The 23398-nt window shown below is 42.3% G+C and carries 16 protein-coding genes and 2 pseudogenes; 7 read left to right on the top strand and 11 right to left on the bottom strand.

The window, feature by feature from the left end; translation table 11 throughout:
• Positions 1-7080, top strand: a 7080-nt coding sequence (locus BA1DRAFT_RS18675; protein WP_036782229.1) for a non-ribosomal peptide synthetase, incomplete at its 5' end; no start/stop codon positions are given.
• Positions 7081-7313: 233 nt separating this feature from the next.
• On the opposite strand, the pseudogene BA1DRAFT_RS22325 reads toward BA1DRAFT_RS18675, so the two are convergent.
• The 5 genes and pseudogenes from BA1DRAFT_RS22325 to BA1DRAFT_RS18695 all read right to left on the bottom strand — a co-directional run.
• Positions 7314-7475 (bottom strand): annotated as a pseudogene (locus BA1DRAFT_RS22325) (IS982 family transposase); the annotation flags it as partial.
• Positions 7476-7805: 330 nt separating this feature from the next.
• The gene (locus BA1DRAFT_RS18680) at positions 7806-8009 is read right to left on the bottom strand and encodes a hypothetical protein (RefSeq protein ID WP_036782230.1); all 204 of its coding nucleotides are present in this window, start codon (positions 8007-8009) and stop codon (positions 7806-7808) included.
• Positions 8010-8142: 133 nt separating this feature from the next.
• Positions 8143-9255, bottom strand: coding sequence for a lambda-exonuclease family protein (locus tag BA1DRAFT_RS18685; RefSeq protein WP_051560855.1), 1113 nt, complete (start codon positions 9253-9255; stop codon positions 8143-8145).
• A 67-nt stretch (positions 9256-9322) separates the two neighbouring features.
• Complete coding sequence (locus BA1DRAFT_RS18690) at positions 9323-10858, bottom strand: recombinase RecT (protein WP_036782231.1); 1536 nt, start codon at positions 10856-10858, stop codon at positions 9323-9325.
• A gap of 99 nt (positions 10859-10957) precedes the next feature.
• Entirely contained in the window at positions 10958-11689 is a 732-nt protein-coding gene (locus tag BA1DRAFT_RS18695; RefSeq protein WP_051560856.1) for a single stranded DNA-binding domain-containing protein, read from the bottom strand.
• Positions 11690-12779: 1090 nt separating this feature from the next.
• Between BA1DRAFT_RS18695 and BA1DRAFT_RS18700 the strand changes: the two genes are divergently transcribed.
• Both BA1DRAFT_RS18700 and BA1DRAFT_RS18705 read left to right on the top strand, forming a co-directional pair.
• The gene (locus tag BA1DRAFT_RS18700) at positions 12780-13178 is read left to right on the top strand and encodes a hypothetical protein (protein ID WP_152544348.1); all 399 of its coding nucleotides are present in this window, start codon (positions 12780-12782) and stop codon (positions 13176-13178) included.
• Complete coding sequence (locus tag BA1DRAFT_RS18705) at positions 13160-13339, top strand: hypothetical protein (RefSeq protein WP_036782233.1); 180 nt, start codon at positions 13160-13162, stop codon at positions 13337-13339. The genes BA1DRAFT_RS18700 and BA1DRAFT_RS18705 overlap by 19 nt, the downstream gene beginning before the upstream one ends.
• Positions 13340-13489: 150 nt before the next feature.
• Here BA1DRAFT_RS18705 and BA1DRAFT_RS18710 read toward each other — a convergent pair whose 3' ends face one another.
• The 3 genes from BA1DRAFT_RS18710 to BA1DRAFT_RS18720 form a co-directional block, all read right to left on the bottom strand.
• Complete coding sequence (locus tag BA1DRAFT_RS18710; RefSeq protein WP_036782234.1) at positions 13490-14095, bottom strand: tyrosine-type DNA invertase; 606 nt, start codon at positions 14093-14095, stop codon at positions 13490-13492.
• 210 nt (positions 14096-14305) lie between these two features.
• Complete coding sequence (locus BA1DRAFT_RS18715) at positions 14306-14875, bottom strand: hypothetical protein (RefSeq protein ID WP_036782235.1); 570 nt, start codon at positions 14873-14875, stop codon at positions 14306-14308.
• A 51-nt stretch (positions 14876-14926) separates the two neighbouring features.
• Positions 14927-15160: a helix-turn-helix domain-containing protein gene (locus BA1DRAFT_RS18720; protein WP_036782236.1), complete on the bottom strand. Its 234-nt coding sequence runs from the start codon at positions 15158-15160 to the stop codon at positions 14927-14929.
• A 328-nt stretch (positions 15161-15488) separates the two neighbouring features.
• Between BA1DRAFT_RS18720 and BA1DRAFT_RS18725 the strand changes: the two genes are divergently transcribed.
• Positions 15489-15908 carry a helix-turn-helix domain-containing protein gene (locus BA1DRAFT_RS18725; RefSeq protein WP_152544349.1) on the top strand — a complete coding sequence of 140 codons (420 nt, stop codon included), beginning with the start codon at positions 15489-15491 and terminating at the stop codon, positions 15906-15908.
• 852 nt (positions 15909-16760) lie between these two features.
• Here BA1DRAFT_RS18725 and BA1DRAFT_RS18730 read toward each other — a convergent pair.
• The 3 genes from BA1DRAFT_RS18730 to BA1DRAFT_RS18740 all read right to left on the bottom strand — a co-directional run bounded on the left by BA1DRAFT_RS18730 (position 16761) and on the right by BA1DRAFT_RS18740 (position 18000).
• Positions 16761-16970 (bottom strand): helix-turn-helix domain-containing protein, encoded by a 210-nt coding sequence (locus tag BA1DRAFT_RS18730; RefSeq protein ID WP_036782238.1) that lies wholly within the window; start codon positions 16968-16970, stop codon positions 16761-16763.
• A gap of 351 nt (positions 16971-17321) precedes the next feature.
• Positions 17322-17663, bottom strand: coding sequence for a hypothetical protein (locus tag BA1DRAFT_RS23615; protein ID WP_036782239.1), 342 nt, complete (start codon positions 17661-17663; stop codon positions 17322-17324).
• Positions 17664-17676: 13 nt separating this feature from the next.
• Positions 17677-18000 carry a hypothetical protein gene (locus BA1DRAFT_RS18740; RefSeq protein ID WP_036782240.1) on the bottom strand — a complete coding sequence of 108 codons (324 nt, stop codon included), beginning with the start codon at positions 17998-18000 and terminating at the stop codon, positions 17677-17679.
• A gap of 503 nt (positions 18001-18503) precedes the next feature.
• Between BA1DRAFT_RS18740 and BA1DRAFT_RS18750 the strand changes: the two genes are divergently transcribed.
• The 3 genes and pseudogenes from BA1DRAFT_RS18750 to BA1DRAFT_RS24190 all read left to right on the top strand — a co-directional run.
• The gene (locus BA1DRAFT_RS18750) at positions 18504-19967 is read left to right on the top strand and encodes a hypothetical protein (protein ID WP_036782242.1); all 1464 of its coding nucleotides are present in this window, start codon (positions 18504-18506) and stop codon (positions 19965-19967) included.
• Positions 19968-20925: 958 nt separating this feature from the next.
• Positions 20926-22746: a hypothetical protein gene (locus tag BA1DRAFT_RS18755; protein ID WP_036782243.1), complete on the top strand. Its 1821-nt coding sequence runs from the start codon at positions 20926-20928 to the stop codon at positions 22744-22746.
• A gap of 128 nt (positions 22747-22874) precedes the next feature.
• Positions 22875-23192, top strand: a pseudogene (locus tag BA1DRAFT_RS24190) (transposase); the annotation flags it as partial.
• Between the last annotated feature and the right edge of the window lie 206 nt (positions 23193-23398).

Genomic DNA, 23398 nt, shown 5'->3' on the forward strand with positions numbered 1-23398 from the left:
GTATTGCAACAAGCACTTGATACGCTGTTTTCCCGCCATGAAGCGTTACGCTCTATATTTATTTCCGTTGATGGTCAACCTCAGGTGAAATTGTTATCGGCTGAGTCGGGTTTGCCGATGAAAAAATACGATTTGAGCAAAGCTTTTGACATGGATGAACAGCTTAAGCATTTATGCGTTCAGGAAGCCAAGACTCCGTTTGATTTTGCCTGCGGTCCGTTAATCCGTTCTGCTTTGATACAACTAGCGGACAATGATTATGTGTTCTTGCTGACACAGCATCATATTGTGTCAGATGGCTGGTCTGCTGGTGTGTTGATAAGTGAGTTAAGCTCTCTCTATAAGGCTTTTCTAGCAGGGCAACCCGATCCGCTACCGCCATTGACAATTCAATATCCTGATTATGCTGCCTGGCAGCGTCAGTGGCTGTCGGCTGAACGTGTTCAAGCTCAATCTGACTATTGGCGTACGATGCTGGCTGATGCGCCGGTACTGCTGGATCTGCCTGCTGACCGGCCACGTCCGTCTGAACAGTCGTTTGCCGGGAATATTGTGCCCATCAAGCTGGATGCGGAATTGACGACATCTCTCAAACGTTTGAGTGAACAGCACGGTGTCACGTTATTTATGACTCTATTGTCAGCTTGGGCGGTGGTTCTGTCGCGTTTATCTGGTCAGGAGGATCTGGTTATTGGTACACCGAGTGCAGGCCGCAGTCGCCAGGAAGTAGAATCCCTGATCGGATTCTTTGTGAACACGCTGGCCTTACGTATTGACTTATCGGGTGAACTGACTGTGACTGAGTTGCTGGCTCGTGTGCGACAAATTGCACTGGAGGCACAGGAGCACCAGGATTTACCGTTCGAGCAAGTGGTAGAGATCGTGCAACCATCACGCAGACTGGCGCATACCCCGCTGTTCCAAGTGATGTTTGCCTGGCAGAACAATGAGAACACAGAATGGCAATTACCGGAGCTGGTAGTCTCACCGGTCAATCAAGGCTTTGATGTTGTCAAATTTGATCTCGAACTGAACCTGTCTGAGGAAGAAGGCAGGATTGTAGGTGGTTTGAGTTATGCCACCGCCCTGTTTGATCAATCGACAATCGAACGACACGCAGGATATTTACACACGGCACTACAAGCGATAGTGACTCACTCTCAGCAGCGGATCGGGGAAATTGATATTTTGTCCCCGATGGAGCGCAGGCTGTTACTGGAAACCTGGAATGCAACTGAAACAGCTTATCCTGACGCGTTGTGTATCCATCAGTTATTTGAACAACAGGTAGAGAAAAACCCGGATGCTATAGCGCTGGTGAATGAAGACCAGACTCTCAGCTATGCCGAACTGAATGCCCGCGCCAACCGGTTGGCCCATCAACTGATTGCGCTGGGGGTAGTACCTGACCAGCGGGTGGCGATTTGTGTGGCACGTTCATCGGCGATGGTAGTGGGATTGCTAGCGGTAATGAAAGCGGGGGGCGCTTATGTGCCACTGGACCCAGCCTATTCTAGTGAGCGTTTGACGCATATTCTGATTGACGCCGCGCCGGTTATCTTGTTGGCGGATAATGCTGAGTGTGTCGCGCTGGGTGAGAAAGTTTCGAGCCTGACGGTACTTGATCCGAATTCACTGCCAGACCAGCCGGACAGTAACCTACAGGTACCTGCATTGACCTCACGGCATCTGGCGTATGTGATTTACACCTCTGGTTCGACTGGTACGCCGAAAGGGGTAATGGTGGAGCATCATAGCGTGGTTAACCTGGCGTTGGCACAAATTACCCGGTTTGACGTGAGTGTAACCAGTCGGATATTGCAGTTTGCTTCCTTTGGTTTTGATGCCAGTGTCTCAGAAATGATGACCGCGTTGTGCGGTGGTGCCAGTTTGGTTACTCCTGCCGATACTGTTCGTCAGGACCCATTACGTCTTTGGCATTATCTGGAAGAGCAGAGGGTGACGCATGCTTTCTTGCCTCCCGCTTTGCTCCAAGAAGGGGGAGATTTACCGGCGATAACGATAAAGCCAACATTGATATTGGCGGGCGAAGCACCCAGTACGGCGTTGCTTCGAGTATTGTGCGGTCGGGTAAATCTGTTTAATGATTATGGCCCGACAGAAAGCACAGTGTGCGCCACTACCTGGCATTGTCCGTCAGACTATACGGATACATGGGTTCCTATTGGGTGCCCGACAGCCAACACACGGGTTTATCTGCTGGATGCCTATGGTCAACCAGTGCCTTTGGGGGTTATCGGTGAGCTGTATATTGGCGGTGCGGGTGTGACGCGGGGTTATCTGAACCGTTCTGAATTGACAGCGGAACATTTCCTCCCAGATCTGTTTAGCAATGATCCGGCTGCACGAATGTACCGTACTGGGGACCTGGCCCGTTATTTGCCGGATGGCAATCTGGTGTTTGTTGGCCGTAATGACCAGCAGGTGAAAATCAGGGGCTTCCGGATTGAACCGGGGGAAATCGAGGCACGTTTGACTGAACATCCAGCGGTGAGTGAAGCGAAGGTACTGGTGTTGGGTGATGGGCTGGATAAGCATCTGGTCGCTTATGTGGTGGCGGTGGTGAATGACAGATTAGCTGCCGATCTGCGTGCCCATTTGAGCACACAATTGCCTGATTATATGGTACCAACGGCCTTTGTGCGTCTGGATGCGTTTCCACTGACCTCAAATGGTAAGCTGGATCGCCGAGCGTTGCCAGCACCGGATGGTGAAGCTTTTGCCCGTCAGATCTATGCGGCACCGCAAGGGGAGACAGAAACCGCGTTGGCAGCCATTTGGCGCGAGTTGCTGGGGATTGAACAGATCAGCCGGCACGATAGCTTCTTTGCACTGGGTGGTCATTCTCTGCTGGCGGTACGAATGATTGAACGCCTGCGTAACCTGGGAATAACGTTGGCGGTGCGTGACTTGTTCCAGTCGCCAGTGTTGTCTGAACTGGCTCAAACTCTGGGGCGTCATCAGGTTATAGTAATACCACCGAATGTCATTACGCCAGCAACGACAACACTCACACCGGAGATGTTGCCGCTGATTGATTTAACACAGTCTGAAATTGACTTCATTGTCGGACAGGTACCTGGAGGGATTACCAATATTCAGGATATCTATGCGCTGTCGCCATTGCAGGACGGTATTTTGTTCCATCATTTGCTGGCGGATCAGGGTGACCCGTATCTGTTGATTGAACAGATGATTTTTACTGACCGGTCTCTGCTGAACCGCTATTTGGCAGCGGTGCAGCAGGTGGTTGATCGCCATGACATCTTGCGTACGGCCTTTATCTGGCAGGGATTATCTGCGCCGATTCAGGTGGTTTTACGTCAGGCCACTTTATCAATGACTGAACTGGTCTTGGATCCGACTGATGGGCTTATTAGCGACCAATTAGCTGAACGTTTTGATCCACGTCGGCATCGTATTAACCTGAATCAGGTACCATTGTTGCGCTTTGTGGTGGCGCAGGATACCGATGGCCGCTGGAACGTACTGCAACTGTTGCATCACCTGATTGGTGATCATACCACGCTGGAAGTAATGAGCCGTGAAGTGCAAGCGTATCTTGCTGGTCAGGAAGGGAGCTTGCCAGCGCCGACACCTTTCCGCAATCTGGTCGCACAGGCCCGGTTAGGAGTGAGTCAGGAAGAACACGCCCGTTTCTTTGTTAATATGTTAGCAGAGGTAGAGGAACCGACCCTGCCATTCGGGCTGACGGAGGTATATCGCGATGGTTCGCAGGTGACACAATCGCATCGTATGCTGGCAACCGGGTTGAATAACCGTCTGCGCAGTCAAGCGAGACGTCTGGGCGTCAGTCTGGCTGCTCTGTGTCATCTGGCCTGGGCACAGGTGTTATCGCGTACCAGCGGACAGAAACAGGTGGTGTTCGGTACCGTGCTGTTTGGACGGATGCAGGCTGGTGAAGGTGTCGACAATGGCATGGGGCTGTTTATTAATACCTTACCGTTACGACTGGACATCGATAATACGCCGGTACAGGACAGTGTACGGGCCGCTCATACCCAACTGGCCGGATTATTAGAGCATGAACATGCTTCACTGGTGCTGGCTCAACGATGCAGTGGGGTTGCCAGTGGAACACCGTTGTTTAATGCCTTGTTGAACTACCGGCATAATGTCCCGTTGACGGCTTCAGATGAACCCCTGAATGGTATTGAATTTCTGGGTGCACAAGAGCGCACTAACTATCCGATTGTTTTGTCGGTGGAGGATTTTGGGGATGCTCTCGGTCTGACGGCTCAGGTAGTGCAGCCCTTTGAGCCAGCACGGATATGCGATTATATGCAGCAGGCGCTGGAAAGTCTGGCGGAAGCGCTGGAGCACACGCCGGACAGGCCGGTTCGGGCATTGGAAATTCTGCCGGAAGCGGAGCGTACGCTGTTGTTAAAAACTTGGAACACGACAGAAACTGTCTATCCAGACCAGTTATGTATTTATCAGCAGTTTGAACAACAGGTGGAAAGAACACCTGATGCCACAGCACTCATATATGAAGAGCAGACACTCAGCTATACCGAACTGAATGCCCGGGCTAATCGGCTGGCTCATCAGTTGATTATGTTAGGAGTAGAACCAGATCAACGAGTGGCGATTTGTGTCACACGCTCACCAGCGATGGTGATAGGACTATTGGCGGTGTTGAAAGCAGGTGGGGCATATGTCCCTCTGGATCCAACCTATCCGGGTGAACGTTTGGCTTATATGCTGAAGGATACTGCCCCATCCGTAGTATTGGCAGATGTAACAGGACAGACAGCATTGGGAGAGAAAGCGCTTGCCGAGTTGGTTGTCCTTGACCCTAATATCCTGCCAGACCAGCCGGATACCAATCTCTTGATGACTGCATTGATGCCACACCACTTGGCATATGTGATTTATACTTCGGGTTCAACAGGGACACCAAAAGGAGTAATGCTGGAACATCGTGGTGTCTGCAACTACCTGCTATGGGCATGGCGTGATTACCTGGCTGAAAGGCAATTCGATAGTATCGTTTCGTCACCGCTAGCTTTTGATGCCACGGTCACCAGTCTTTACCTGCCATTACTGTGTGGTGGCAAGATCCGCTTGCTCCGTGACGGGCAGGAACTGGTTGAACTGCTCCCCGCGTTGCTGTCAATGGAGTCGGGTGCTCTGGTTAAGATTACCCCCAGCCATCTCTTAGCAGTGGGGCAGGAATTGAAAACTGCGGGACGAAAATGCCCTACGCATTGCTTTGTCGTAGGGGGAGAGACGCTGCCCAGTTCCACTGTTGCACTTTGGCGAACATTATCGCCTGGATCACGCATCATCAACGAATACGGCCCAACTGAAACCGTCGTGGGTTGCGCCGTGTTTGATACCAATTACCCGAGCTGTTTTGTCGATAACGTACCGATTGGCCGCCCAATCTCCAATACCCAAATCTATATTCTTGATCCACACGGAGAACCTGTCCCAATGGGTGTCACTGGAGAGCTTTACATTGGAGGAGTTGCTGTCGCCCGAGGCTACCTGAACCAGCCAGAGTTGACCGCTGAACGTTTCCTGGTCGATCCGTTTAGCGATAAACCGGATGCACGCATGTACCGAACCGGGGATTTGGCGCGTTATCTGCCGGATGGCAACCTGGTATTTATTGGTCGTAATGACCATCAGGTCAAAATCCGGGGCTTCCGGATAGAGCCGGGAGAGATTGAATCGCGACTGACAGAGCATCCTGCGGTGAGTGAAGTGGTTGTGTTGTCACAGGGAGAAGGACAACACAAACGTCTGGTAGCTTATATAGTGGCGGAATCAGACGACAGATTGGTGACCAGTTTACGTACTTACCTGAGTAAAGTTCTGCCGGATTATATGATACCAGCAGCGTTTGTATGTTTGGATGCACTTCCGTTGACGCCAAATGGCAAGTTGGACCGTCAGGCATTACCAATTCCTGGAGAAGAAGCCTTTGTCCATCAGGTTTATGTAGCACCACAAGGGAGGGTAGAAATAGCTCTAGCGGAAATTTGGCAAGAGTTGTTAAAAGTTGAGCAGGTGGGGAGGCATGACAATTTCTTCGTATTGGGTGGCCATTCGTTACTTGCCATACAGATGATAAATCTTGCAGCAAAACGTGGGATGTTTTGTACATTGAACGAGTTGTTCCAATTCCCAGTGTTGTCCGAACTAGCTGTAAAAATCACGTCAGATTGGTTATCTCAGAAACGCAGTGCAATTCCTGTACGTTCTGGTGGAACACAGCTACCTTTATTCTGTGTTCCTAGTGGCGTAGGTGATTATTCCTATACTTTTGGATTAGCTGAGCTTATGCGGCCAGATTATCCGATTTATGCACTGCCGTGGCCGCCCATCAATGAGGAACGGATATCAACAATGGAAATGCTGGCGACAAGAGTGATTTCTTTAATGAAAGCCGTTCAACCGAAAGGTCCATACCGCATATGTGGTTATTCTTCTGGTGGAATACTGGCTTATGCCGTTGCTCAGAGATTATTAGGTATTGGTGATAAAGTTGATTTCCTTGGACTGATTGATACGCTTGCTCCTCACTGTTTCAAAAGAATGGCTCAACCCAAACATCAGTTTTTAACTGAATTAGAAAATCAATCAGGGAACAAACATACCACAGAAATTTCAGCATTGTATCCGATAATTGATGAACTAAGCTGGATTCAATTGATTGAATTTGCAAAAAAAATTGGAATATACTCCTTAAATCTGAGTTCTGATTTGATTGCAAAAAATATGGAGCAGAGAGAAAATTATGAACAAATGGTTAGGAATTATGTGCCAGAAACATTGACGGTGCCATTGCATCAGTTTTATGCGATGGAACCTTCTCTCACGATGCCTATTGTCACAGATACCGAACAGGAACCTTTAACCAGAGACCCATCCTTAGGATGGAATCAGGTAATGCCTGCTACTTTGTTGCAGTTGATTGCTATTGTTGGTAATCATTCTAGTTTGTTTGAGGATAATGAGAATAGAATGGTTTTAGCTCAAGCTTTTGATACAGCGTTAGCAAGCAGTGACGAAAGAGAGGGGGTATAATATTTATGATTTTGATTACTCAGAAATATCATGTGCTAACCCTAAGCTATTTATGGAGATCATCTTGATAGCTTAAGATATATTTAGACATTTATTTTATATGGTTATGATAATTATTCAGTCCGGTGTACATTATGATGTATACCGGATTTTTTAAAACGCATCTCACGCTACACTATATTTGTAACCGTCCGTTGAATCACACCCAGCCAAGGTTAATCCATTAATTAGCCTCAGTTTTGTTTAAGGATAGCTATTTCAGAATTACGCAAGTTTAAGCTCAGTTTTTTGGTCTGAAAAGTGTAGGCAATTAATCCTGACACGACTTCCAGCAAAAAGCCGAGAACACTACGATGTCTTGAGTGTTCTATCTGAGAAATATTTTTCAACTGATCCACTACGGGGTGAGTAGACCGCAGGCCCTTCCCCCACAGTCTCTATAGAATGCCATTCCGTCCCCCGACAGTAGTATCTAAGACTGTACTAAATCGTCAGATCCTCAGGGTAACTATGCTTGATCAATTGTTCAGACAAAGTCCTTAATGTCACAAGAATAGAGTTAGTCAATCGTTACCTCCAGCCAGTAGCTTATCTACTGAGTGGCCAATGTCATCACCGAACCATTTATCCAAAACGTCTATTTTGAGTTAGACATAGTGCCTCCAAATAGGTTGGAAGTACACCAAGGCCAACCGGGCCTTGATGTACCCGGTTGGAGTACTGGGTTATCTCAATTTTAGCTGTTTAGCTATAGCGAATAAAAATGGGTGGAATGGATGATCTTGCGGGACACCCCCGACAAGCTCAATGGCTAACTCAGCGGAGTTGGTTTGCAGCACCTTCTTGACGGCCAAGATGATTTCGTTATCGATCTCTTCCTGGGTCTTGTGATGCTGGTCCACCAGCTGACTTAACTTATCTAGGCTCATGCCTCTTTCCTTTGGTTATGGGAGAGTCCTCTGGAGGGGGCTGCCTCCCAAGGGTTAGGGTTATTTGCTGTTTTGAGTCAGCTAAGCAATCTTTTCTTAAAAGTTATATTAGCTCGATGACCGGGCTTTTTACTTAGAACATTAGCATACTGCCTGTTACGTCTTCCAACTCTTCCCCTATGGAAATGATATCTTTCGTGTCATTCTGGGGAATATAAATACTGTCAATACCTGTTGTATCGTATTCATAGACCGATAGTGATGCATGAATAGATGGCTGACCAACACAATCAGGAAACTTCTCGGGGTCGATATTTAGCTGCTCCGCGATCATTTTCCAATTGATCTTCCCTTTAACAGGTTTTTCCAGATAGCGAAAACCAAACCCATCAATGCGAACAGGGTCATTGCTGGCAAAACCGAGAGCTAAAGCCAAGCCTTGAATCGATACTTTCATTGCCGCTTTGAACTGTGCTTTTTTCTCTTCGATTTTCTTGAACTCGCTTTCAATGAGCTGAAGTGCTTTCACCTGGCGGCGAAGATCCAGTACACGAATAGTGAGGTCATTTGGAGTCGCAAACTCTTTAGTTTGCTCCATTATCGCAGCGTCAGAGACGAGCAAGACATCGTTTTCTTTATCAAAAGGTATCGCAACCTTACGCATGACACATTGCCAGAACTCAGTACATACCGCCAAAAGGCGATTAAATGCACTCTGGCTTGGCATGATCTTGAATATTTTGGGTTGATCTGTAGCTGACCAAAACACCAAATAGGCTTGCGGTGCACTAGTGACAAAAAGTTGATGCTGACATTGCCAGTAATAATACTGAAACTCTGGCGAATTTGTCCCTTGCTGAAGGATGGCTAAATGCTTCTTGATTGATAGATTCTTTATCTCAAGGACTGAACCGTCATTAAGCTGCCCATCCAGTGATGCAATCATAAATGGGTGCTGCTTATTTCTAACGCAAAAAGGCGTAGCAATCTGGTCTAACTTATCCTCGCAGTATTTGCGAGCCAGTGCTTCCAGTTTCTTACCTGCATCAACCTGCTTGATAGCGGAAAGATCTTCCGATTCTAGCAAACCTGCATATTGCAGATAAAGTTGATAAGGGGTTTTTGTTGCACCTTTTATCTTTAAAAGGATGGGGGTACATGTGGCTGTTACACCGGTTTTACGCCATGCATGCCACTCTGGAGTGCCTTGTTCCACATCTACAACTTCACACACTGGTACAAACATATGATCACCTAAAGATAAATTTAAAGTTAATAAAGTTAAAAAAACCGGTAGAGATCCACCGGTTCATTTACGCTGCTTTAGCGGTATTTATCAGCTTAGTTAACATCTCCTTGAGAGGGGCGAACTGTACTGATTGCAGAGCTTCATTCACCTGTGAATAATCGCCTGAATTCAGCGCTGCATTGTAAAGCCCGTTCAGTCTCATAGTTTCTTCTTCAATGAAAGCAACCCATTTGAAAGCGTTAGCTTTAAATTCGCTATCAGCGAGTTTATCTACGAAGTCATGAGTTTGAGTAAAATCAAGATGGTACATTGAATTGTGGACCACATTGCTCAGTTGGTCGCGACGTGACTGCTCCAGCACACTGCAAGCGTAGGTTATGTCGCAGTCATTAAATGCGAACGTATCTCTTTTCAGCTCTGCGATTATAGTTTCGTAAGCCAGTGTTGTTTGCGCACGGGTTACGAGTTTCTGAACACGTTTAAATACTGAAAGACGAACACCAGGAACATCGGACATAACTTCCTGAGGTTCAGCCTGTTCAGATTGACCTACGGGCTGACTATGCTCAGATTGAGCAGTACTAGCCGTATTGTCAGACTGAGTGTTATCCGCAACCGTTGTTTCTGGTTGAGGTGAAGCCGACAGCTTTTCACGCTGTGTTACTTCGCCTTCTATCACACTTCCTTCTCTGGTTGCTGCTTTAACAGTGTTACCGTCATTGGCCGCTTGTGCTGCCTGGCGATGAGCCATTTCTACTTGAGCAGCCTCCATAGGAATGTTACCGGACGCACGGAAACCTTCTTCACCGTAAATATTGAGATAATCAATAACGGCACTCAGACGAGTGCGGTTGCCCGGAATGTGATATATGGTTTGTTTGATAGCAGATTTAAGTACCATCTTCCACGGAAACGTTGTCCACGGAGAGTAGGCGCGTTTCTCGATTTTCCTCCAAGACTCTGAGACTGCCCGCGAGGCGGCCAGATCACGAACGTCAATAAAGAACACTAGATTACGACCATCTTTCATCAGATAATCCACATACGCACCACGAAAGTGTCCACGACTACCGACAACGCCTTTATCAGATGAAGTCAGTAACAAATCACCTTTCTCAGCAAAAGGGTCATATTCGTGAATTGGACTCTCACGCCTACCTACTGGTTTGAAAGTATCATGTTCAAACACTAGCTCTGCAACGATGTCCTGACAAAGCCCTTCATCCGTAGCCATACGGCACAAACCGATATAGGATATATCAAGGATCACGCGACCATCACGAGGAACCAGATAAGCCTGTTTCTGCGCTGGGTCGAGTGTCAGACCGCTACTTGCCAGTTGCAGAAACGCTGTCTCGAAAGACTGCGGATTGCTAACGGCAATGCCGGTAAGAACGTTATTGTTATTGATGATATGCTTCGCAAAGATGCATTCACGCTGGAATGAAATGTGAGGAGCATGAACAGCAGCAGCATTGAACTTCTTTTCAAGAGACAGCAAATGCCGGGTAACAGCGTCAACTTTCACAGTGATATCAGTGGATTGTTTTTTCTGTTGTTTGTTGGCATAAGCGTGGCGGGAGCTATTAGAGTAGGACATAAATACCTCATACAAATTTAAAAAGTGTTAATAAAATTTTACCACCAGCCAAAATACAACAAAGCCGCTGGGAGCGGCTTTGCTTGATACCTGAATAAATCAGGAACGTATATCAGCATAGTTACCATTAAAATGATCACTGCCTACGGAAGATTGCCGACGACGCAATGCCTCACGTGCATTGAGGAGTGTTGCCGTTGGTGAAGAGCTCGTGGCATTTTGTTTCATCGAAGTTTGTTGTAAACGTTGATTTGCGATAGGGGTGGCAGAAACCACAACCTGTGAAACAGTTTTCATTACTGGCTCACTCTTGGTACCATTGGCGGATTCGTTGATACGGGATTTCTGAAACGCTAACAAGCTGCGGAATTTGTTCGCCACAAACGCCACATCATCGTCGGACATTTCCTGCCATGTCATTTCAGTTTTCACTCTGGCACGTATCTCAGGCGAGTGTGTGCACTCAGTCGTGGTAGCAGGAGTTTCATTTTTGGTTTCGGTAAACGCAAAGGGTTTTGCATCATCAATGCGAGTATCGATAGCCATGCCAGTTGCCAATACATGCACCATGAATGCGTGAAACTCAATGTGCATCTTATAGCGGCTTGCTCGTGCCAATGCTTCTATATACACCTTTGAGTCTTTCTTAATTTCGTCACGTAGAAAATCCGCAACTTTGCCGAAAGCCTTGATCGTATAGAATTCAGCAATTTTGTTGGAATTAACCTTAAAATCACAGCGCAGTCGGAAGAGAATGTGAGAATCCACATTATCTTTCGCGGGAATGTATTTCGGCTTAATCACAACAATGCCCCTAGCTCTGGCTTGCATAGTTAATACCTCATTAAAAAATTTATGAAAATTAGGATGTTATGGCAGATACCATTTTGAAGCCGTAAAAAACAGCGAAAGGAAGTTACAGATTTAAGGTAAAGCAAACTCCAGATTAAAAGTGTCTGGACACACTGATCATCCTCAGTATGAGGAAAAACACCTTTTTCGACGCACAAGCAAAAAGCCCGGCACCATGAGGCAACGGGCTGTCGAATTCTGTACGGACGTAGGAAAGCCGAGAGAATGAGTTAAATATTATCATTCAAAGAGGCTCTGGTGGCCGAAGTTAGGTGATTAGTGGCGTACTGCCGGAAGTTAAGCGGGATATGACCGCATGGCCAGAGTATGTGATTGTGAATCATAGGTCAACAAAAAGCAGAATTGAGATAAATCATAAGGGTAGGCTAGGTTTGTAACAAAATATCGGGCAAAATAGGCCGTTTGTTCTGCGTCAGCAACCTTAGTTGGATTAAAGAGGAATAAAATGACGAGCACACCTTTTTCTACGCTGTCTTGTGCTTTCGTGCGCGAGTGATTAAAACTTTATAAGCGTGGATGATTTCTCATATGAAATTGGAGCTTAGAATCTGATTCAAGTAATTTTAGCATGGGTTTTGAATACGAGTGGTGTAGACTGAATTTTTTTGGATCACTTTGGCTTGTGGTTATTTTGTCTTCGACTGTTAACTAATCATCTTGAATTAAAGGAGGGCGTATTTGCTGGTGACAGTTCACGTTTTGTGTATCTTAATTAACAATCTTACCTGTTCGCCGGGCTTTAATTCAATTCATTCCATATAGAGTAATTATCATGTTATACCTTGATACCTGCATGAGTAGCGTAAAAAAAGTATTGCAGAGGCTGAAGACATTGTTCAAAAACGTCTCCGTTCTGTACGCCGCGCCGAGCGTAATCTGGAGCTGGCGGAAGGTGAACTGGAAACACTTTACTGTGAACGTGACTGTATTTTAATTGAATTGTGGGGTAATAAACCTGACTGGCAGGTCATTTTTGAATACGATGAAAATGAAACTCACGTTATGCGTGATTACAAAATAACATGGATAGAAGCAGGCTGGGCTAACATTGAGTGGCGGTTACAACCCTTGCACTGGCCAGCGAGAGTTTGCTGTATCATTTTCTTCTAACTCACCTGCGGAGCTTCATCTGAAATTACAAATGGTTGAGTTTACCCTTCGTTATCTGAAAGTAAACGATAGAAATGAGAAGACCATATCTGTTTTTAATTTACCAAACGAGGATTGTGCCTGGTCCCTCGTCAGCAATCAAACCACTGGAAAATTTGGGCTGGTGAAAGAAATATGGGGTGCTAGAAACTCATTTACAGAATTTGATTCCCTATTGAATTGCCTGAGTTATATTCAATCTTTATCTGATACGGACATTATCCCAGAATCGCAATTGCTGGCTAACAAAAGGAATCTTTGTTCTAAAAGGGAAGAAGTATGGCAAAGAAACTACTAACAGAAGCTGATAAGGAAGCCCTCTCCATGATGCCCTCAGATGGATGGTTTACTTTTTGGGATGTACCAAGCTCATTGAATCGACCTCAGTATCGTCTTGAAAGGTTGGAGGCGGTAGGGGGCTTGAGTCATCTGTGCGTTCCTTACCCGGCCATAAACTAATTTATCGTCGGGTAAGGAGCGCACAGAATATCTAATCGCGAAGAACCAAAACGTAAGGAAAGGCGTATTAAATCTCTAATGGATCTTAACACCGTTCAATTCAGTTAAGAGATAAGAGAACGGTGTTAAACTGGCATACAACAAGACTATTTAAGTAGCGACATCATCAAGTCCGAAATGCAACACAGGGGCTCTATTTCGTGTATTTCTCCAGATTCCGCGAAAACGCTCAGAATTACTAGCAGTATACCGCACCGTATGGCGAATATTACAGTGTCCAAGATAATCTTGTATTAAACGAGTATCCGTTCCCCGATCTGCAAGGGAAAAACCACAGGCATGTCGCAACATGTGCGGATGAGCAGGAACAGAGATATTCGCTAACTCCCCCAATTGCTTAATAATTTGATAAATACGTTGGCGTGCTAACGGCTTTCCTGAACGCGATAGAAATAACCAGTTGCTTTCAGCGCCAGGAAAGGTCTTACGAACTTTTAACCACTCTTTGATAGCTTGAATTTCATATCCCAAAAGCGGCTGATTAGTACAAAGCCCACCTTTTAAACGCTGAATGTACAAACTTCCATCTTCAAGATTTAAATCAGATAACCGTAAATGCCGTGCTTCGCTTACACGCAAACCGTGTATAAAACTCATATACACGAAGCAATAGTCCCGCTCTGGGTTAGCCCCCTTTTTTGCCATTTCCAGCATTTTTTCCACTTCAGATTGAGTTAGATGTTTTCGTTGCCCCATGATATGAACTCCAACCCTGCCGATTAATCGCGGCAAAGGAATATATAGTTGTTATACAGAATGTAGCCATGTACACGTTGTAAGTCGTAATGTGCTCAAAAATATTTCTAATTGATTGACTGTTATATCAGGAATCCGAACGGACTGATATTCTCTCAGATACTTACTAGATGTGATAAGTGCATATTGAGACATTTTTATCACCGCTTATTAATCTGAATCTTCAGCATTTTCAGCTGCGCAGACTAACATTTTATTACGCTTATTCATGACAGTAGTATCACGCAGAAATGGCAGAATGCCATATTTTAGCAAGCAGTAGATCTGTCCAATTGTATCTTTCTCATTATTATTTGTTGCAACATCGAACATGTCTCCAATTTTTTCAACTAATGCATCCTCGGCATCAGCCTGAATTTGTTTGATGATTCTACCGGTATTAATACCTTCAAGTTCATAATCACCATTTGTTTGGGTAGCTTTTTGAGTGACAACACCCCAACAAATTTGATTAACACTTTTGTTCCAACCATATTTCCTATAGACAAATATTTCGTTATTTACAGCGTCAATAGCAGCATTAAATGATATATGTCTTTGAAAGCCAGCTCTTGGGCTGTATGAAAAACACTCAGAATTTTTATCTATTAGAGACTCAAATACTTCTTGTAGCGAATCAATATTATCTGCCATTTTATACAGCATTAAATTAGTGGTTTTATCATCAATGGGAATGGTTTCAGCTAACTCGTGTAAATCAATGACTACTTGTTTAATCATTACTTCACTCCTTTTATAATTTACAGGATATATCCACTGGGGATAGAGCATTCATTCTGTCGTTTCTTTTTGGTAACGAGAGGGCCAAATATCGGATGGATGTAGCCCTAATTCAGCGGCAATTAGCTTTTCTCCATTTGAATAACGGCGTATTAAAGCATTATTCAGAGTAGATGACGCTAATCCTGCTTTGCGAGAAACGGAGGCCAGTGTTGTTCCACGCTTTTTTAGAGCGGCAATAATGTCTGCTGGGTGCCAATCTTCTTGCTGCTTGTTGGTTTGCATTATGGAACCTGATAGATTCAATGTTCATTAATTAATGATAATCTTTATGGGTTTAGATTATCGGTATGGATGCAAATTAACCCGCAACAAAAAACGAACAAAATGCAATCTTTTTGTGTTTTTGTTTTTGTTTTTGTTGTGAAGTATGATTTTTAATCTAATTACGTGTGTTATATTGAATTAACATATAATACTAAGTCTATTAAGATAATGTTACAGATTTTGGTTGTCGATATGGATATAAATGTATTCGCAATATGTTACGAAGTCAACGAATTCTCGCAATATATTACGAAATGTAATTTTGAGACAAGGGTTAGCTATTGCAATGAGTGAAAAAGAAAAATGTACCTCCAGTGATAGTACACACAGTAAAATAATGCAGTTTAAAGATAGATTGAAACAGGCAATAGGTGATGAATCTGTTAATAGCTTTGCAAAGAGATGTGAAATATCAGAAGCATCACTAAGAAATTATTTATCGGGTAAGGTAGAACCGCCTTTGGGTAAACTGGTAGCCTTTTCGGAAAAAAGTGGGGTTCCTGTTGGATGGTTAGCAATTGGAGATACTACTGTCACTGAAGAACAAGAAAAAGCATGGTTGATGCTCCTTCACAGAATGACACTAAAGGAGAGAGAGGTGATCATTGACAGAATTTTTCGCTTGGGTATCAATTCGTTACTAAAAACATTACAAGGAGATATTCAGCAACCGGAATCTCAATTTGAAGATGTTTTAGATGACTGAACGGTTGTCACCAGCAAAACAGAGGATGAACAAGGAACAAACAGATTGCTTCGCTGATGAGCCAGATATATTTGTAATGGCCTGTATTTAGAACCATCTAAATATGCATCTGTGGAAACACATGATGGTTCAGAAAAAGTGCCTACTCGTAAACTGGTAGAAGGCATTTATAACATTTTCTTACGTATATACGAGTGTTACCTGATCGGCAATTAGTGATATTAATCGTCAGCAGTTCTGCAACTATGACAAATATCTTGTGCTTGTACATTGAGCAGATACACTTCTTTGAAACACACTGTGCATATTACCTCATATTCAACGGGTGGGTATGTACAGTGTGGAGATGCAGCATAGCGTGCAACTAACCCGTGGTATTCTACTGTATTTTCTATCAGGCATTCAGCAATTGTATCATTACAGATTTCATATTTTTTCCCAATCAACATTTTCATTTGTGATAGAAAATCCAGCAGATTTAGCAATACCTATGATTTGTTTTTCATTTAATAGCACACTTATAAATCACCCTCTTACAATTGAAACCAATACCATTATAAAATCTGCTCTCAACCTTATATGATATATCCAAGAAAAGATACGATTGCAATAATTTACAAATACAATTATCAATAATGTAAGTTTTACTCAATACAAAATATTAGCATGTTGAAGATATTTACAGGAAGTTAAAATCACATTGTCAGCTCCAAAGATACGCCCCATCTAAAGCCTATAAACATAATGACATATTGCGTTGCAAAAATAATAACCTTACATCGAAGTATCCCAATTTCATAGTTTAATCATGACAAAGGGTTCTGCTAAGCAGAACCCATAAAAAGCTGAAGTTCATTTTAAATATCTGCTAGGCCAGATTTCGCAAGGCTCACAACTTAACGTGGTAGCAATGAGCCGTTCACCATTGGGCCACGGACGGTGCAGTGCATTGTTTAACATGCATGATGCAAGCCCCGATTCTCTTGAAAAAACTGATAGCGACGTGCCTTGCTTTTTAAGTCCCGTAATAATATCAGCAGGCTGCCAACCGCCTTTTTTCACTCTTTTTCCTCCTTTTCATGTTCAGTTTGGTTATTCAAGGTACTCTAGATTAGTATCTTTGTATTGTTATAGCCTTTTCCCTGAGTCCGCTCTGGCGGAGTACTAAAAAATAAATATCATAAATTAACTTTAATTATGGTGTTCAAAAAGTTTAGTTATTTTTTAAGATACTGTAAGAAGGTTAAATACGTTAACGAAATTATTTAAATAAATTTGCCAATTATGATGAATGGCACCAACTAAGTTGGCTAAGTAAATAATGAAAAATCATGTTGTAAAAAATGTAACGAATATTATGGAGCTGAAAGTCTATGAAAAACATAACCAGCCATGTGCCATTGATTTTATGAATTATGTAGTTGAGAAATTTCCTTTCAGAATCAAAATAATCCATATAGATAAGATCACGTAAGGCACTTTCTGATCTTCATTTTGTTTTAGAAAAGTAGTTTCTGCTCCGGGTTTGATAACAGGAAATTTACGAGCATTGGCTAGGTCAGGAAAGATAGTACTGAGAGCAAGATCGTCGGGGATACAGTCTTTCTGTCTTGTCGGTATTTTTTCAGATTCACCGGCTTCTTGATCAGAACCTTCACTTTCAGAGCGAGTCAAACTCAATGAGCTAACAAGATTAAGAATAATATCAATAGAAACTTCACGTGTCTCATTATGTCGGCGAATATTTTCAAGCAAGAAAGTATGCGCTCTACAGAATCACACTCCAGCTGCGCTGGGATAAGCACAAGAGAGCACTGAGGCAGGAACCCTTCACAAATGAGGTTTTACCCGGTAGAGTATTAAAAATAATCAGGTCCACATCACCTATTTCCATTTTCTGTTCTGAGAAATTCTGGGCCAACTCGCCGACTATAGGAATAAAATCATCTTTATTAATAACTTCATTTAGTCTGTCTACCCGTCCCTCTGGCGGTAGTACCTTAAGAGCGTCAATACCAGCCACTGGATAATAAACAAATTGACGAGCGAACAAAATGCCAGATGAGGTTGAGTAACTGTTATAGTTTTTCATTCTCTGGATCATAATCCGGATAACGGAGAGGAAACATGTATGGTACACCACTCATCTTCTTCATATTGAGAAAGGTTTGTGAGGTGTTTTGCTGACTATCCAAGTCAACCAGTACGATGTTTAGTTTTTCATCTTTCTGCTCAATCCTCCCTGTTGCTAAAGGATATGCCAACTCAGCAGGCGAAAATACGGTATATAATTCAGCCTATCAATTTTCTGCCAGATGGCTTATTATAGCCTATATTAATTAAATAAAAACACAATAAGTTATTGTTAATTAATGATTTTTATGAAAGGCTTGGTAAAGTTTAGCGCTAGGCTTTAGAATACAAATTCGTTGTTTGAGAAGGGTATTTTAATTAAGTCAAAATATATATAATCATGAATCGTACATTTTTACTTACTTCTACGATTTATAAACAGATGAATATAGTGCAGACGTATAAGTATAAATGATTAGTTTATACGTCTGAAGCGGAGGAAAATTTTTTAAGTAGGATAACATGTCAAACTCAAATATAGAAACAATTGACTATACGCAGCTAAACATAGATAGAGGTTTAACCGCTCCTTTAGTCAGAATACCCAATAATGAAACAATTATTGGTTTACGTCGAGCTTTACCGATGTTGGATATTAATGCCAAGCATCTCACATTTATCAATCAGTGTATTGCCCTCTGTCAAGTGAATGACGAGATGGTAACTTCTCTTAAAGATGTATCTAAAGAGATGGATGTTTCCATTTCTACCATAAGGAATCATGCCAAGGCTCTAACAAACAAAGGAATATTTGCAGAACTCTACTGCACTACTGATCCCAAAAATAAACGTCGCGGTGTTCTATTCAACTTTATTATCCCAGATCTTTCTATTCAGTTAGAGAAGCCCTTAAAAGAAGAAGTATCACGAGAACTGCCTCAAATGCGTATTGAGGAAGTTGATTTCATCAAACAAAGAGATCTTTCTGATCTGGCCTTTTGTGACTTAATAACAAGCGTCTTGTTTGGTGCATTACGCTTTAACCAGAAGGGGAATCAGAACAAAATTGAATCCTATGTTGTTTGGGGAAGTGAACGGGTTCTGGTAGAGACTCAATCAGGAAAAGGAGAGCGGATCGCTCTACTCAAAGATCTAAGATATTACATAGCAACAATAACCGTACTTGAATCTATTATCCGAGAACGATTACGCAATGACGAAGAGATAACCGAAACTTATAATATCCCGCTTAACGCTATTCTCTCGGTTATTCAGCTTCCTAAAACTGGTGGTAACAAAATGCAGGCCGTTAAGTCAATTCGTCGCTTGTCAGGTACCAGCTTTCACATTAAACAGTTACCAAAATGGTTTCTAAAAAAATATAGAATGTCGGATAAAACAGTCTTCCATTTAATTATTTTGACACTTCGTGTTGAGGCAGAATCTACTGATGTTCCCGGTTCGTTGGTTTTGCAAATTCAGTTTCCATCAGAAACTATTTCTCAAATCCGTCGCCAGATCGATGGGAAAACAAACGCCATACATGACCTAACTAACACTCATCCTTTAGTATTGTCGATTACTCATAATTTAGTGTTCGCTTTTAGCTTGTGGACTTCAGCGTACTTTACTGACAAAGGGAGTTATATGATGGACTGGAATGAGATGAAAGATCGTACCGCGCCACAGTTTACTATGACAAACTTCAAGAAGGCATTTAGTGAAGTAATCGAGAAACACCGAGTTCCTGCTATAACGGTCGATGTCATTGATGGAAAATTTGTCGAGCGCATTGATGAAGACTACGAGCCTATATATAAGAACGGTGTCGCTATAAGAGATACTGCCAACATACTAGGTATTAAAGTTGTTCTCGACAATGGTAAATTTACCATCACGCCAGAAATCAATCCAGATTCACCCCGGATTCGAAATCTACTTTCACCTTTCCTTAGTTTGCAAATTCAAACAAAAAACAATTCATAATATGATGATTTTTCAATCAAATTACCCGTTAGTAGCAATCTTTTCAGAGATTAAGATGGAAAAAATCCCGTGTTCTTTTTGAAACTTTGAAACGGGATTTTGATATGTTGTTGATATGCTTCTCCTATAATTCACCGTCTATAGCAACCTTTTTAAAGGTTGAAGTCGTGTTCTTTTTGAAACTTTGAAACGAGATTTTGATATATTATAACATCATCCTCGTTTCAAATTTTTTCTTACTTTTTAGGTTCTTATCCTCCCTTTTTCTGGTTAACAGTAAGATTTTAATCAAGTCACCATTCAGTTTATGAACCAAATGCAGCTAGTCCAGCTGTGAAATTGTACATTATGGAAGATAGGAAAATAATTCCATGAACTGGATTAAAAGTTTATGTGGAATAAATCTATGAATCGGATTGAAAGCTTGATGTGGAATAAATCTATGAACTGGATTGGAAGTTTGGTGTGGAATAAATCTATGAACTGGATTGAAAGTTTGATGTGGAATAAATCTATGAACTGGATTAAAAGTTCAATAATTCATGCATAAAATTCCCTATGAAATCACCTAAGAACCCAGTAAACACGGGGCCTACAGCCTGATTTTGGCTTAGTTTGTATTTTATTGAAAAATAAGGCCGTTATTATTATAGTTCAGTCATAAATACTATATGTCCAAATAATAAAAGAAAAACTACAGACACATTAGTTGAAAGTTTGAAATCAAAAGTACGTAAAGGAGATAACTACTGAAAGAAAAAATCGCATAAAGGGAAGCCAGCCATATGGGCTGGCTCATTAAGAATGACAAGACCAAATTATCGCGGGGGTGCCACCCTGCGATGCAGCGCTTCACTTGGAAGATTGGCTTTGCAGCTACGATTATACTACACGTAGCGCCTTAGTCAATTTTTTACGGTGCGGTAACCTATTGTTTTAAATACAGTGTTTCGTATCAATGAAAAAAAATAAAACAGTAACAAAAACCTCGCTACTTCAATCATTTGAAAGAACATATCGCATTTGTCTCGTTTCAGATGAAGCTGACACCCAGCCTATTGAAGCTGCATTAACACAAAAAGAACTATTTTCTTTACTATCTAAACATAACATCGTTGATGAAAAGAGTACCACCGCATTTATACCTGGTACATTCACTCATACAAACACACGAGATGAAGCTGATATACGTGAGATTTCTCTAATCGTTTACGACATCGATGGTAAAAAGAATCACTATACACTTGAGAATCTAAAGCAAAAACTCTCACATTACTCATGTATTATCTATTCAACTTACAATTCTAGTTATGAACACCCCCGATGGCGAATCGTACTGTTATTAGATAAACCGATACCACCGAAATACTTCAAAAATGTTCACCATAAGATCTCAAATGAACTAAACATTGAGATCGACCAAACATGTACAAACATAAACAGATTGTACTACTTACCATCTACTTCTAAGTTCAACGACTTTACATACTCCTGGACTAACTCAGGAATACTAATTAACTATGTCGATTTCTTAAAAGACATCTCAAAACCCCAAACTCTAACTAAAGCACAAAAAAGAACAACGCACACCCGTAAAACTGAAGTGAACAGAGGATACGTTTCCTTTGGTTCAGTAGGGGGCCTTGAGAGAGATTTAGAGTTGTGTGGTTTTGTTGTTCCAGAACCGTTGAAGGCTCCGTTTTCTCAGGAGGACTTTGATGAGTTACTTTCACAGCCAGGAACGTGGTTACGGGCTGCAAAGTATTTGGGGTTTCCTATTGAGCGTATTACCCATGAGAAGCCGTACTCTAGGTCGTTTTCTTCTGTGATTCCTGGAGTGGAAGATAATATTCCGAGTTGTAGCATTGCTTTGTATTCTGAAAATGGTAAGTATCGGGTGGTTTATCAAGCATTTAATGAGGTACATTTTGTCAGTGGTGCGAGTGGTCCTGTTAAGTTCGATTTATCCCATATTTATGCGATGATGCATTCTGGTCGTAGAATCCCTAAAGAAGAATTTCCAGCGGGAACAAATAAGGTATGGCTTACTCGTTTGTTGATTGATGCTGGCATGATTATACCAGAAGAGGTTTGTGATTTGCCTGATTTGCCTGAAGAGGCTGTACAGGCTGAACGTCTTTATACAGGATTTCGACGGCTTCTTCAGTGTAAGCGTGTGTTTAAAGAACAAATTGCTGATGCGACTGCATTTACACTAACTTTTGCGTGTTATTGGTGTAGGATTGGTAATCGTAATACAGCAAAGAAGTACACGCAGATTCTACTTGATAACGGTGTATTGCGTTTTGTTGATCGTATTAATTTGCCCCGAGGCGGATCAGTACCACTTATTATGCCCGCCGGTAAGTCGGCAAAAGTTTACCAATTATGTCAGCGTGAAAGTAAAGCGAAACGTGGGTATAAAAATACTGTTAAGCCAGCTCAGTATCCAATAGTTGAATTAGCACCTGTTGTATCAATGTATTCTTATAAGTCTACTGCTGTTGTTTCATCTAAACCAATCAAGGTGGAGCCTATTCCGATTCTTCAGACCACAGCTGTTAATAGGAGAATTTTTGAAGGAGGAAATAACGATACAGATGTTGTTATGCGGATTATAAATGTAATTCGGCAGAATGGTATGTTGGCATTGAGTCTTGAAGTTCTTCTAGCTGAAGTTGAGTTACCGGTTGACGATGAGTTGATAGCATTCCTTCCTTTTGTGAAACGATATATTTCTGATTATGACGAGAAATACCCGAAATTGAGTTATAAGTAGTCATAGGTGAGACTAGGGACTATTGATGTTTTGTGGGGGGATTGAATGGTATGATGATCTGGTATCCTTGTTTTGGCCAAAAAACCGTTGCCCAGAAAGCTATCATGTCGAGAACAATGTATTTGTGAACGAGGTGTCTTTGGCGGGATTTACCTACTGAATTTGGAAAATGGAATATAATTTTTAAGCGCTTTAATGAATGGTTAAATAAAGGTGTTTTTTATTTATTATTCAAATTGTTATCTTAACATTTTGATACAGAATGGTTGTTTATTGATAGCAGTATTGTCTGTGTCTATCGACATAATTCAGGCATTACTTCAAAGGAAAATGAAGCTATTGGTAAGGGGAGCCACTAAAATTCATTGGATTTTGTGATCACTGCCAAAGATTACGATAGTAACGCTTTTAGAAATTGTATTGAGAAACAAGGCGCATTACTTATCGGAAAAATATTTAGAGGTTGGATCAAAAGATTGGTAACTAACTTGAACTCTGGATAAATTGGTTGAACTCTTCTGTGAGTGTATCTCAACAACTTAAAAATCGTACCGGAATTGAGATGTGAGGGGATAATTTTAGCCTTATAGTTGTAGCTGCTCGCAATTAAAAACAGCCGTACTCGCATTTATCCGCTTTTTCGGCTCACGCT

The organism is Photorhabdus aegyptia (assembly GCF_000612035.1).
Taxonomy (GTDB): Bacteria; Pseudomonadota; Gammaproteobacteria; order Enterobacterales; family Enterobacteriaceae; genus Photorhabdus; species Photorhabdus akhurstii.